The sequence below is a fragment of the Natronolimnohabitans sp. A-GB9 genome (assembly GCF_030848565.1).
Classification (GTDB): Archaea; Halobacteriota; Halobacteria; order Halobacteriales; family Natrialbaceae; genus Natronolimnohabitans.
This window is the reverse complement of sequence record NZ_JAVDDV010000002.1, coordinates 435,546-447,428: the sequence shown is the minus strand read 5'-3', so window position 1 is coordinate 447,428 and position 11,883 is coordinate 435,546. Positions and strand designations below refer to the sequence as shown.

Here is an 11,883-nt window from a genome sequence, read left to right as displayed (position 1 = left end):
CCCGGACGAACAAAAGCGTGAGACCGGGCATTGCCGTGCGACGGGGACGCCCCGCCTTGGCGTACCCTTCGGTTCGACGAGGCGTCGGGACGGGTATTATCCTCCTCGCTGTCGTCGATTTGCCGTCCGCGTGCTCCGCGGCAACTATACCATGGTCGAAATCGGACACAAACGGTCGCGAAGTACGTCGTCAACGAAGCGCCCGCGGACGTCTTCGTCGTTCGATCTGACGCCAAACTCGAGTGACGGACCGTCACTCGGCGGCCGACTCGAAGTGCGCACGGCCACGCTCGGTGAACTCCTCGCGGGAGATCTCACCGGCGAGCAACGCCTCGAGATCGTCGCCGACGCGCTCGGCCGCGATGGCGTCGGGATAGACGACGCCGGTCGCGTCACGCTCTAAGAACTCGCCGGCCGTATCGGTGTCCTCGACCCGGACGATCCGAGGGACGTCAGTCTCGAGGTCGACGACCGTCTCGGCACGATCCCGCTCGGGTGTCAGCGAGATCACGGCCGCGGCGTCCTCGAGCCCGGCCAGCTCCCAGACACGCTCGCTCAGAACGTCACCGTAGACGTAGTTGTCACACTCCTCACGGACCGTCTCGAACAGGACGGGATCGTCCTCGACCACGAGTATCGGTCGGTCGAACGACGAACAGGCCTCGACGACCTGGCGGCCGCCGTGCTGGAAGTCGACGAGGATGACGTGGTCCTCGAGGCCGTCGCTGACGCTAGTTCGATCGCCCAGGGGTTCGCCCAGCGCGCGGACGACGCCGCGTGCGCGCAGCCAGCGGTTGATCTCGCCGGCGTGGCGGCCGGTGTAGGTCGCGACGATCATCGTGATCGCCGCCGCGAGGACGATCGCGTCGAACAGCGGCCGGACGATCGCCTCCGCGACGAGCGCCTCGATCGCGATAAACAGCGTGAACGCGCTGACCTGATCGAGCGTGAGTCCTGCGAGGATCGACGTCCGGCCGTCGAACCCCTGCCGGAGAAGGAGGACGGCGACGAGCAGTGGGTTCACCACGAGGACCGCCACGACCAGCGCGGCCGTGTAGCCGATCGCCTCGAGGGAGGGGACCGTAAGCAACGCGCCGACGGTGACGAAGAAGATCGGCGTGAAGAAGTCCTCCAGGTCGTCGATCGTATCGACTAGCTCGAGGGAGTGTGGGTAGTCGTCGGCGACCGCGATGCCGGCGGCGAACGCGCCGACGATGATCGAGAGGGCGGCGAGTTCCGCCAGCGCGATGAAGCCGATGACGAAGGAGATTCCGACGAGCATCATCACCTCCGAATCGCCGCGCAGTTTGGCCGTCAGTCGGTGGAAGAGGAGGTATCGAACGCCGAGTGCGAGCCCAACGAGTCCGGCCGCCACCGCGAACTGTTCGACGGCGGGCGTCTCGGCGTAGACGAACGCACTCAGGGCGAGGACGACGAGGATTCCGAGGACGTCCTCCGTGAAGTGGATCGACTCGGCGAGTCGCTCGTAGGTCGGCCGGGCGGCGTCGACCGCGTCGAGATAGCTGGTCGCGACGAGCGACGAACTCAGGGCGGCGGCAACGCCGAAATACACCGCGTTCAGCGAGTCGAGGCCGAACGCGATTCCGGCGCCGAACCCGAGTGCACCGATGAGCGACGCCTGGAGGGTCCCGACCGCGACGCTGATCCGTCCCTGTGAGCGAAACGCCTCGAGGTCGACGTGGACGCCAAAGAGGAAGACGAGGAAGGCGATTCCCCACTGTGCCAGGTCCAGCAGCGCGGTCTCGTCGATGAACGCGCCGGCGACGATCCCGGCAATCAGGTAGAAGGGGATCACCGGCAGCCCCTTCTGTGCCGCAGCGAGCAACAGGACTGACGCGAGGACGAAAATCAGCGTCAGCGCGAACAGGATCTCATACATCGGTCTCACCTCCGGTCGGCGCGTCTGCACCCACGCGCGGCGAGCCGTTTCGTGCGCGGTCGTTCAGTTCCGTCAGTCGTCGCTCGAGGGCGGCTGGATCGTCGACTCGCGCGACGAGATCGGCCAGCCCCTCGCCGACGAGCCCGCGGCCAACGACGACGTAGTCGGCACCGTGTTCGTACAGCAGCGACGCCTCCTCGTCGGTGGTCGCCGTGACGATCGTCAGCGCGTCCGCCGCGTCCTCGATCAGTCGACGGTTGATGTCGGTTCGTTCCGTGGCGCTGACGAGGACGTCGGCACCGGCGACGTTCGCGTCCTGTCGAACGTCGCCGTGTCTGGCGTTGCCGAAGATGAACCCGGGATCGGCCGCCGAGAGTTCCTCGACGTAGTCGGCTCGGTCCTCGATGAACACGATCTCGTCGACGGCGTTCTCGAGCACCTCGGCGAGTTCGCCCGTCAGACGGCTGTAGCCGACGATCACGGCATGGTCCTCGTACTCGACCGGCTGGGCCTCGACGGTGTCCTCGCGCTCGAATCGCTGCAGGAACGGTTGCACGTACGCGTAGATCTGGCGGTTGTAGATGACGTAGTACGTCGATATCGGCATCGTGATCAGTGCCATCAAACTGAGGAACCCGAGGATCCCCTCCTCGACGAACCCCTGGTCGACCGCGAGCGCGCCAAGCACCAGCGAGAACTCGCTGACCTGCAGCATCGAGATCGTCCCGAGAAAGGAGGTCTCGACGTCGAAGTTCTGGCTGTAGAACAGCCCGAAGACGATGAAGAAGTTGATGACGATCAGCAGGACGGACGCGATCAGGGCCTCCTGCCAGTACGCCAGTAGCTGGTCGACCTCCATCTGGAGGGCGATCGAGGCGAAGAAGACGGCGATAAAGAAGTTCGTCGCCGGGCGCATCCGCTCTTTGAGCTCCGTGCTGTAGGGAAGTTGTGCCAGCGCAAGCCCCGCGAGGAACGCGCCGATCTCGACGGAGAGCTCGAGGGTCTCGGCGGCGAAGATGAAGAGAAAGGCCCAGGCGATACCGACGGTAAAGAGCGTGCTCTTGTTCTCGGCGCTGGCCCGCAACACAGCGGGAAGGAAATACTGGCTGGCGAGATAGGCGACGACGCCGATGACGCCCATCAGGAAGAAGACGCGGCCGATACTGAACGCGATCTCGCCGACGTCGTCGACCGTACCGACCGCGAGGATCGCAAGCGCCATCACGAGGTAGATGTCCTGGAAGATCAGAATGCCGACGTCGACCTTGCCGTACAGCGCCTTCAGGTCCTCCTTGTCACCGAGGACCTTGACGATGATCGGCGTCGCGCCGAACGTCGTCGCGAGCGCGATCATCAGCGACTGGAAGAGCGTAAAACCGAGGAGGAGTGCAACGGCGGTGGAGGCGACCGCCTGGAGGAGCGCCTGGCCGACGGCGATCGCACCGACGGGGCGGGCGATCTCGCGGATGTCGTCGAACCGCATCTCGATCCCCAGCAGGAACAGCAGGAATCCGAGCCCGAGTTCGGCGACGACCTCGATCGGCTGGTCTTCGGTAACGATTCCCAGCCCGATCGGACCGACGACGACGCCGGTCAGGACGTAGGCGACGATCGTCGGCTGTTTCGTCAGCCTGGCCGCGTAGCTCAGGACGGCCGCCGCGACGATGAGCAACGCGAAGTCGGTCGCCAGGGCGATCCCGCCTAACGACATCGTGACAGCCGATCAGGAAAGAGAGCGCGGCGACTGGTTCTCATACGGGCCATAGCTGGGAACACTGACTCGTCTAGTGGTGATACGCTACGGACGGGAGTCCCGGTTGTGCCTGCTGTTTCAGTGTTCGTCGGCGAGCCCCTCGATCAGAAAGGCCGCCGAGGCGCGGTTCGTCGCCAGCGCCGTGTCGTGGACGTCACAGATCCGCAACAACGCCGAGATGTCGGGTTCGTGTGGCTGGGCTCGCAGCGGATCGCGGAGGAAGACGATGCCGTCGAGAGCCCCGTCCGCGACCTCCGCGCCGATCATCAGGTCGCCGCCGAGCGGCCCCGACTCCTTGCGTTCGACCTCGAGGTCGGTCTCCTCGAGCAGCCGTTTCCCCGTCGTCCCGGTCGCGACCAGTTCGTAGCCGCACAACTGTGATTCGTGCTCCTGGGCGAACTCGATGAGATCCGGTTTCGTCTCGTCGTGGGCGATGAGCGCAACGCGGGTCATAGGCGACGGTCACCTCCCGGCGGGATAACGGTGGTTGTGAATGCGCCTTCTTTATAACTGCGCGAGTGTTGAAAATTACTTTTGATTATATCAGATGTTTTCTGATCTGATCTAGTAATCCTAAACATCGAACTACGGCAATAGTAGTCCCTGGTGCTGCTATTTCTCTATTCGGTGGAAAGTAGTTGCCAGAGTCGTGCGTTTCCAACCTTCCGGGAAGTTACCTCGCCTTTGTCTTCTAATTCTGAGAGCTTAGCGAACGCCGTCCGATATGCACATCCAACCTCGTCGGCCACTTCTTGCGTAGCTGCCGCGCCGGAGAGCGATCCCAATGCGTCAGTGAATGCTTCTAGCGGATACGTCTCGGTGTACTTCCCGCTTTCTTCGTCACGCTCCTTTGGCACTACCTCGTCCATTGCATCCACCTTCACAAGTCAGTTTTGACCACATCTACTCGGACCTTTGCAGATTACTGCAATGGAAACACCTTTGCCAATGCAGGCTAATGCATTGGTTGTGGAACCCCGGTCCCACGGGGCGTGACAGTCGCAGGAAACGCCCGCGTGCTTAGGACACGCGGGCCGGGTTCCCCACGGTGAATGAAGAACCCATGGCCCAATTCGAGTCCAATCAAATTGAAAGCACCGCTCGCGAGCGGAGTGGTTTTCGTCCAGAATACATTGTGCTGGACGAGGACAGCGAAGAAGCATCACACGTCTACCGAACGTTCGATGAGGCGATTTTCGTCATCCAGAACGGAAAGTCCGTCCAACGGTTCAGTCTGGATTGGCGGTCCGTTGATGACTATGTGACGTCCGTCCGCGACGACATTGAAGAGTGTGACTGGGAGGACCAACACTACTATGCTGACTATGAGGGCCCCTTCGAACCGCGCGTGCGGAGTATCACGATGGAGGGGGCCGCGTGATGGCGGGCGAGAGTGGAGCGAACTGGGAGCGGATCGCTCGACGAGAGATGTCGATCAATACCCAGTCGTTCTTCACCGAAGAAGTTGCCCCACATGCTCATCGGATTAGCTACGGTATCGAGCACGGCGAAGACGTCGAGGACGAGTTCTGGCTGGTGGTCGCTCGCACTGACGAGTACATCGAGCACGTGAGTGACGATCTCGAGCGGATCGGCGTCCTTGACCGGCAGGCACCGAGGACGCGTCTGTTCAACCTGGTCCGGTTCATTAATTCGTCATTGCTCAGCCTTGGGAGAGCTATCGAAAACGATACCGTCGGAAGCGGACCCAGGCACTCGGACTTCGATCACGCCCGTCATGCTCTGGCAGACGCCGAAGACCTACTTGACGAGCTGGAAGCAGAGTACAAGGGCCAAGAGGTGAGCAATGCAGTCCAGTGATCCTCGTGTGACAGCTCGCATTGTCCGCACCGAAAACGGCGAAAACAATCCCGCATACGTGGTCGATGGCGTTGCCTACGGGACTCTCGACGCACTCGAAACTCCACTGGAACCTGCTGATACTCATGATTGAAGACATCGACCGCGACGTGTTTGTCCGCATCCAGACCGACTTGCTGGTGGTCGGCGATTCGATTATGACTGACCGGCACCACGCCAGTAACGGCAATTACGAGGACGACGACCCGCAGAACCAGATCAGCGGCATCATCCCAGCGTTCCCGCTCTCCGGCTGGCTTCGCCACGGAATGGAGGAAGTCGTCCAAGAGCGTGGTGGGACGGCTTGCCATCCCGGAGAGGCCAATGCGAACTTCAGAAAAGACGGCGTCTACGACCGTGATCTCGACGCCGGCTACCACGAGAAGGGCGCGTGTACCGATGATCCGAAGGAAGACGCTGGCTGTATCGTTTTCGACCTGTTTGGCGGGTTCGGCGGCGTCCCTGGCAAGGTGATGCGCCGTCCGATCAAGTTCAACCCCGTCCGCTCGAGCGTGGACTACACGCGCGGCCAGGCCGAGGGCCACTACCGCCGGCTCAACCGGAACGTGGTCTCGCGAAATCAAGAGGACAACCGCGAACCGCTTCGGAACGCGGAGATCGACGCCGTGGCGAATCTCGACGGTTGCTGGCACCTCTCCTTCCGAGAGACAAAACCGGAGTTCCTAGGCCTGTTAGCCGAGAGCACCGACTTCCTCGATGCGCACAAGACCGACTTCATGCACCAGTTGGGCGGTGCCCGCAACTTCGGTGCCGGGATCGTCGACTGCCACCTGATCAACCCGCTCTACGAAGAGCGTGAACTGAAGCGTGTCTTCGACCGGGGCAAGGGCAACACGAACAAGATGGACGAAAAGGACGATCGCTGGGAAAGGGAGTACCGCCCAGTGTTCGTCGATGCGCTCGAGGAACGCATCGAAGACAGACCATGAGAGACGAGATGGTCGCAGCCTACCGCCACGACGCCCACAAAATGAACGGCCAGCCCCACGACTACGCCCCCGAGACGTTCGCCGGGGTGCTCGTGAACCAGACGGTACCCCACGGCGCAGACGGTGATGCATCGGCGTTGAGCCGGCCCAGCGGAAAGCCCGAGCAGACGGTCGAGAACCACGACACGCTCTACCGACTGTCGCTCATCGAGGGGGAGAGTCGGTACGACCCACAGGAGTTCACACGCAACGGTGTCGAGAGTGCCGTGCGGGAACTCCTGGCCGAAGACGACCCAGAAGCCATGCATCGAATGTGGCTGGAGAGCGACATCGTTTCAGCGTTCAACGAGAGTGTCTACTACCCGTACACCTCGCTGAAGTATCATACGCTGCTCGTAGCGGCGTTGCTCGATAACTACCGCGACGGTAACGAGTTCGCCGACCTCCGGCTGGTCGTCGACGACGCCGAGGAGATCGTGCCCCACCGGACGGTCTACGCGGGCGATGAGTTCGCTTTGCGGATCGACGTCGACGCTCGAGGCCGTCCGTCGGCCCGGCTCGGGAGCCGCCCGTGGCGGTCGTGGGCGTCAGCGTGGAACCGACTAGCGGCACACCCGCTGGATACGGCGCACGACAAGTACGACATGCTGTTGGACGCGAACCTTCGCCGGATCGGTGCGTGGTCGACGGCGCTCCAGTACATCGAGGACTTCCAGGAGGCGTTTAACCGATGACCCGGATTCAACAGGTCCATTGGGAGCTGGAGATGGACTACATCGGTCATCCGTACTACGTTTCGGGAAACGCGATCCTCCATGCCCTCGGCAAGCACGTCTCGCACGACGTCCACCAGCACCTCCACGCCAGTCACGGGATGTTCGTGCCCGGCCAGTTCGGGACGTTCCCGGAAGCACACTCGCAGAGTGGTGTTCGCCCGTACCTCGGGAGCGGTCTTCCGGACGTCGAGTCCTACGATGATCTGTTCCTGATGCGGAATCCCGCACACCGCTGGCTTCTCGACTCCCGGCCCCGAGACGCGCTGAACACCCACGATATCCGCCCGCAGAGCGATCATCCGGCGCTCTCTCACGAGACGGTCATGGGGAAGCCGGAGGGCGCTCACAAGCAACAGCAGACGACGAGGTGGTACATCAACGCCTACCTGCACGCCGATGATCCCGACGCACTCCCGCTGGGCGAGGACGTGCTGGAAGGGCTCCAGTTCGGTGGCAAACGGAACTACGGCTACGGCGTCACGCGGCTGAAGGACACGCAGGTCGTCGACCTCGACGAACTGAGCTACTCCCGACTCGAGGCCGGTGACGCCTTCCTCGTGGAGGTGACGACGCCGTTCGTGCTGGAGTCGGAATATCCCAAGGCAGCTGACCAGGATGTTCCGTGGTGGTGGAAAGAGAGCCGTCTCGATCTCCGTGAACGAGAAGAAAAGATCCTCGAGCAACGGGAGGTCTACCGACTCCTGACCGTCGACCACGGACAGGTCGTGAACTACGCGGGTAACCGTCCGGTGGAGACCGCGAAGAGCGGTATCCTCCGAGTTGGGAGTCACTCGAAATACGGGTTCGGTGAGCTTCGAGTGAGGCCGGTCGACCCCGCCCAGAACAGTGTGGGAAACCAGAGAAGAAGGGGAAACCGGGAAGTGATATCAACGATAAATGACGGTCGAATCGGAAAATAAACATCAACCGATGCTATAAATAAAGAAATCAAATTCACGACAACTGATAACGATGGGCCAGGAAAGTGATGGTCGGCGAGCGAGGACCGACGTCGGCGCTACGCGTGACCGACCGCGGTCGAAACCCGATCGGGCTGCGACTACGAGACCGTATATTCCGAGTTGCGTTTCGTCACGACACAGTCTTCGAGGACGAGGACGTCGAGTCCCATCCCGTAGAAGTCCTTCAGCGCCTCGGTCGGCGTGTTGACGATCGGCTCGGCGTGGTCGTTGAACGAGGTGTTGAGAAGCACCGGGACGCCGGTCAGCTCCCCGAACTCGCGAAGCAGACGGTAGTACCGCGTGTTCTGGTCCGCGCGGACGGTCTGGACCCGTGTGGTGTCGTCGGCGGGATGAACGACCGCACTGAGCTCGTCCCGTCGCTCCGGTTTCACGTCGAACGAATCGATCATGAACGGGCTGGGACGGGCGTTCTCGAGGTAGTCATCAGCCGCCGACTCGAGCATCGACGGGGCGAACGGCCGCCACTCCTCGCGGTGTTTGACGTGGCGATTGACCCGATCACGGGACGCCTCGGTTCGCGGATCCGCGAGAATGCTCCGGTTCCCAAGCGCCCGTGGTCCGAGCTCCATCCGTCCCTGGAACCAGCCGACGAGGGCGCCGTCCGCGATCAGTTCGGCGACCCGTCGCTCGAGATCATCCGGTTCGGCGTACTCGACTTTGTTCGTCTCGAGGAGGCTCCGAATCTCGTCGGTTTCGTACTCGGGCCCCCAGTAGACGTCCGTCATCGGTTCGACCGCGCTCGGCCGCCGGTCGATCCAACCGCCACCGAGTGCGAGCCCGGCGTCGTGGGCGACCGGCTGGACGAAGACGTCGCCGACCCCCGGCTGCTCGGCGATCCGCTTGTTGAGCTTACAGTTGAGGGCGACGCCGCCGGCCAGTGCGACGTTGCCGGTTCCGACGCGGTCGACGTACTCGTCGACGATCGCCGTGATCGACTCCTCGAGTAGCTTCTGGGCGGTGTATGCGAGGTCCGTCTCGAACTGATCGAACTCGTCGGTACTCGTCGACCGCGGCCGATCGAACAGCTCTTCGAGTGTGTGTATCCCGTGCTCAGTGCCCCAGCGACCGGTCAACGAGGTCACGTCGTAGTCGACGCCGACGTCGATCGTCTCCCGGAGCCGACGCTCGATCCAGGGATTGTCCTCGCCGTACGGCGCGAGACCCATCACCTTTCCCTCGCCGTTGAACATCCGATACCCGAGATAGCGCGTGATCGCGGCGTAGAACAGCCCCCAGCTGTTCGGATGTTTGTACGTCCGCACGCGCTCGAGTCCGTCGGCGTCGGCATGCCAGACGACCGTCGAATCGTACTCCCCTTTCGCGTCGATGGTCAACACCAGCGCCTCGTCGAACGGCGACGGATGGAAGGCGCTGACGGCGTGACACGCGTGGTGGGACCGGTTCTCGATCGGCGGCACCGGCGTTCCGATCTCCCGGAGCCGGGATTCGACGGTCCGCGTCGGCATGAGCCGTCCCTTCAGCTGGTCCGTGACGACGTTTTGCAGATGCGTAACTTTCCGGAGATGACTGTCGAGCTGGGCGGTGTTTTTCAGGTAGTGGCCGACGATCTTCGATCGGAGTTTCGGATCGTACGGCAGGACGATCGTTTCGACGTCCCCGAGTTCGATCCCCTCGTACTCGAGACAGGCGCGGATCGCCCGTTCCGGAAAGGTATCGACCGCGTGTTTCTCGCGGGTCAGACGCTCTTCTTCGATCGCAAAGCGCAGTTCGCCGTCGGCAAACAGCGCCGCGCTCGGATCGTGCTGGCCGTAGAGGTCGATCGCTGGTTTAAATGATAACGTGTAGCTCATGGATTCGGCTGGGTTTCGGATCGATCGGAGACGGTTCGTACACTCACTCGACATAGCCGAGGTCCTCGAGTCGGTCTTCGACAGCGGCGTCGATAGTTGCTCGCTCCGAGGCCGCGTACCCCGGATAGGTCGTCGGCTCGGTCGCCTCGACGATCGGGAGGACACAGCCGTCCATCCGATCGCTGTATGGCACCCCAAGCGCCGAGAGGATCGTCGGCGCGACGTCGAACAGGTGGGCGTCCTCGAGCGACTGTGAAGTGTCGATCCCCTCTCCGCTGGCGACGAAGATTCCCTCGAGCTTGTGGTTCCATGGCTCGGTCGTCTCGCCGAAGTAGTCGTCGGCCGGCTCCGCCGAGAGGAAGTGTTGGAAATCGTTGGGGACGGTGACGATGTCGACCGCCCGATCGGTGTACGGTCCCTCGAAGAACTCCTCGCGGGGAGCCACCTCCTCGAAAACCGGTTCGCCGTCGGGTGCGGTCACCGACTCGAGGTCGCGGATGATCGCCGTCCGAACCGACTCGTACTCCTCCTGTGGAACGACGCCCTCGGGATCCCGGCCCTCGACGTTCATCCGGACGCCGAGCTCGGTGCGTGCACGGACGTAGGCCGTCGAGTTCGGGAAGTCGACCTGCTCGTTTCCGGTCCGGACGACGCCGTCGGGTGCGTGGGCCTTCGCGAACTCCGCGAGCCCGAGTCGTTCTAAAACGCGGCCGATCCGGTGTGTCGTAAGCCCGACGCTCGCCAGCGCCGCGGCGAGCCGTTCGGTCGCGCTTGGCTCCCACTCGTCGGCCTGTTCGCCGTCCCGCAGATCGTCTCGCATCAGGTTCCACGTCGGCATGCCTTTGCCGCCGAGGGTGGTCTCGAGATAGCCGGCGTCCTCGAGAAAGGCGTTGACTCGGAACTCGGACTTCTCGTAGCGGCCCATCCCGTGGTCGCTCGCGACGAAGACCCGACGCGGGATACACGTCTCGAGGACCACGCCGATCTGCTCGTCGGCCGCGGCGTAGACTTGTTTGACTTTCTCCCACTCCCCATCGAACTCGTGGAAGACGGTGTCCGTCTTCTGGAACTGGAGGAAACCGAAGTCCGGAGCGAACCGCTCTGTGAGGTACTGAAACGCCTCGCCACGCATCTCGACGAGCCGGCAGTACTCCGCGATCTTCTCGGCATCCGACAGCGAGTCGTCACCCCTCGAGTAGTTGGGGTAGACCCGATACTCGCCGATCTCCTCGCGGACGTCGTCGAGGATCCCCTCCGGATGACACGGCGGATCCTCGGGGCCGATAAACCCGGGGATGATCGCCCCGTCGATCTCGTCCGGTGGGTTGGTGACGGGAACGTTGACGACGACACTCGAGCGATCGTGGTGGTCGAGCAGCGTCCAGAGGCGGTGGGCCTCGACGTCGTCGCCTTTCACGACGTGGAAGTCGTAGCCGTCGAACCCGGTAAAGCCGTAGACGCCGTGTTTGCCGGGGTTGACACCAGTGTACAGCGATGGCCACGCGCTCGGCGTCCACGGCGGGATCTGTGACTCGAGCGGTGCGGCGGTGCCCGCATCGAGCAGCGACTGCAGATTCGGGATGACGTTCTCCTCCGATAACCGATCGAACACCGAGAGACAGCCGGCGTCGATCCCGACGAGCAACGCGTCCATCCGGTTCCCGTCTGTCTTCGACTTCGTTCGTCCTCCCGCAGCGTCACGTGTCATTCTGATAGTCGAGCGTGGACGTCGAGGGGTGATTATTAATATCGAGTAAAACCCCACGCGAGGCGTCGCCGGCGTCGCTGCCCGTTTCCGGTGTGAGATCGAGCGAGCGGTTCTCTCCACGCGGTTCCCGACCGTTTCCCGC

General features: G+C 62.8%; 11 protein-coding genes. 5 read left to right on the top strand and 6 right to left on the bottom strand.

Translation table 11 applies throughout. The features are described from left to right. Positions 1–253: 253 nt before the first annotated feature. From RBH26_RS04750 to RBH26_RS04735, 4 genes are all read right to left on the bottom strand, one after another. Positions 254–1,900, bottom strand: a complete 1,647-nt coding sequence (locus tag RBH26_RS04750) for a cation:proton antiporter (RefSeq protein WP_306756913.1) — start codon at positions 1,898–1,900, stop codon at positions 254–256. Next, complete coding sequence (locus RBH26_RS04745; RefSeq protein ID WP_306756911.1) at positions 1,893–3,611, bottom strand: cation:proton antiporter; 1,719 nt, start codon at positions 3,609–3,611, stop codon at positions 1,893–1,895. Before RBH26_RS04745 ends, RBH26_RS04750 begins: the two co-directional genes overlap by 8 nt. A gap of 120 nt (positions 3,612–3,731) precedes the next feature. Next, a complete protein-coding gene (locus RBH26_RS04740; protein ID WP_306756909.1) occupies positions 3,732–4,106 on the bottom strand; it encodes a methylglyoxal synthase in 375 nt (124 codons plus the stop codon). 167 nt (positions 4,107–4,273) lie between these two features. Further along, positions 4,274–4,522, bottom strand: coding sequence for an ArsR family transcriptional regulator (locus RBH26_RS04735; RefSeq protein ID WP_306756907.1), 249 nt, complete (start codon positions 4,520–4,522; stop codon positions 4,274–4,276). Between the two features lie 266 nt (positions 4,523–4,788). Here RBH26_RS04735 and RBH26_RS04730 point away from each other — a divergent pair, with 266 nt between their 5' ends. The 5 genes from RBH26_RS04730 to RBH26_RS04710 all read left to right on the top strand — a co-directional run bounded on the left by RBH26_RS04730 (position 4,789) and on the right by RBH26_RS04710 (position 8,159). Then, positions 4,789–5,034, top strand: coding sequence for a hypothetical protein (locus tag RBH26_RS04730; RefSeq protein WP_306756904.1), 246 nt, complete (start codon positions 4,789–4,791; stop codon positions 5,032–5,034). Then, a complete protein-coding gene (locus RBH26_RS04725; RefSeq protein WP_306756902.1) occupies positions 5,034–5,474 on the top strand; it encodes a hypothetical protein in 441 nt (146 codons plus the stop codon). Before RBH26_RS04730 ends, RBH26_RS04725 begins: the two co-directional genes overlap by 1 nt. 125 nt (positions 5,475–5,599) lie before the next feature. Then, positions 5,600–6,463 (top strand): hypothetical protein, encoded by an 864-nt coding sequence (locus RBH26_RS04720; RefSeq protein ID WP_306756900.1) that lies wholly within the window; start codon positions 5,600–5,602, stop codon positions 6,461–6,463. Then, on the top strand, positions 6,460–7,197 hold the full coding sequence (locus tag RBH26_RS04715) for a hypothetical protein (RefSeq protein WP_306756898.1): 738 nt from the start codon (positions 6,460–6,462) through the stop codon (positions 7,195–7,197). The genes RBH26_RS04720 and RBH26_RS04715 overlap by 4 nt, the downstream gene beginning before the upstream one ends. Continuing rightward, complete coding sequence (locus RBH26_RS04710) at positions 7,194–8,159, top strand: hypothetical protein (protein WP_306756896.1); 966 nt, start codon at positions 7,194–7,196, stop codon at positions 8,157–8,159. Before RBH26_RS04715 ends, RBH26_RS04710 begins: the two co-directional genes overlap by 4 nt. A gap of 140 nt (positions 8,160–8,299) precedes the next feature. Here the strand turns inward: RBH26_RS04710 and RBH26_RS04705 are convergent, their stop codons facing one another. Further along, entirely contained in the window at positions 8,300–10,033 is a 1,734-nt protein-coding gene (locus RBH26_RS04705) for a carbamoyltransferase C-terminal domain-containing protein (protein ID WP_306756895.1), read from the bottom strand. Positions 10,034–10,076: 43 nt separating this feature from the next. Further along, positions 10,077–11,741 carry an alkaline phosphatase family protein gene (locus RBH26_RS04700; protein WP_306756893.1) on the bottom strand — a complete coding sequence of 555 codons (1,665 nt, stop codon included), beginning with the start codon at positions 11,739–11,741 and terminating at the stop codon, positions 10,077–10,079. Positions 11,742–11,883: the final 142 nt, after the last annotated feature.

Excerpts from the sequence above, each read along its gene's own strand:
- RBH26_RS04750 (WP_306756913.1), bottom strand. The coding sequence starts at position 1,900 with ATGTATGAGATCCTGTTCGCGCTGACGCTGATTTTCGTCCTCGCGTCA.
- RBH26_RS04745 (WP_306756911.1), bottom strand. The coding sequence starts at position 3,611 with ATGTCGTTAGGCGGGATCGCCCTGGCGACCGACTTCGCGTTGCTCATC.
- RBH26_RS04740 (WP_306756909.1), bottom strand. The coding sequence starts at position 4,106 with ATGACCCGCGTTGCGCTCATCGCCCACGACGAGACGAAACCGGATCTC.
- RBH26_RS04735 (WP_306756907.1), bottom strand. The coding sequence starts at position 4,522 with ATGGACGAGGTAGTGCCAAAGGAGCGTGACGAAGAAAGCGGGAAGTAC.
- RBH26_RS04725 (WP_306756902.1), top strand. The coding sequence starts at position 5,034 with ATGGCGGGCGAGAGTGGAGCGAACTGGGAGCGGATCGCTCGACGAGAG.
- RBH26_RS04720 (WP_306756900.1), top strand. The coding sequence starts at position 5,600 with ATGATTGAAGACATCGACCGCGACGTGTTTGTCCGCATCCAGACCGAC.
- RBH26_RS04715 (WP_306756898.1), top strand. The coding sequence starts at position 6,460 with ATGAGAGACGAGATGGTCGCAGCCTACCGCCACGACGCCCACAAAATG.
- RBH26_RS04710 (WP_306756896.1), top strand. The coding sequence starts at position 7,194 with ATGACCCGGATTCAACAGGTCCATTGGGAGCTGGAGATGGACTACATC.
- RBH26_RS04705 (WP_306756895.1), bottom strand. The coding sequence starts at position 10,033 with ATGAGCTACACGTTATCATTTAAACCAGCGATCGACCTCTACGGCCAG.
- RBH26_RS04700 (WP_306756893.1), bottom strand. The coding sequence starts at position 11,741 with ATGACACGTGACGCTGCGGGAGGACGAACGAAGTCGAAGACAGACGGG.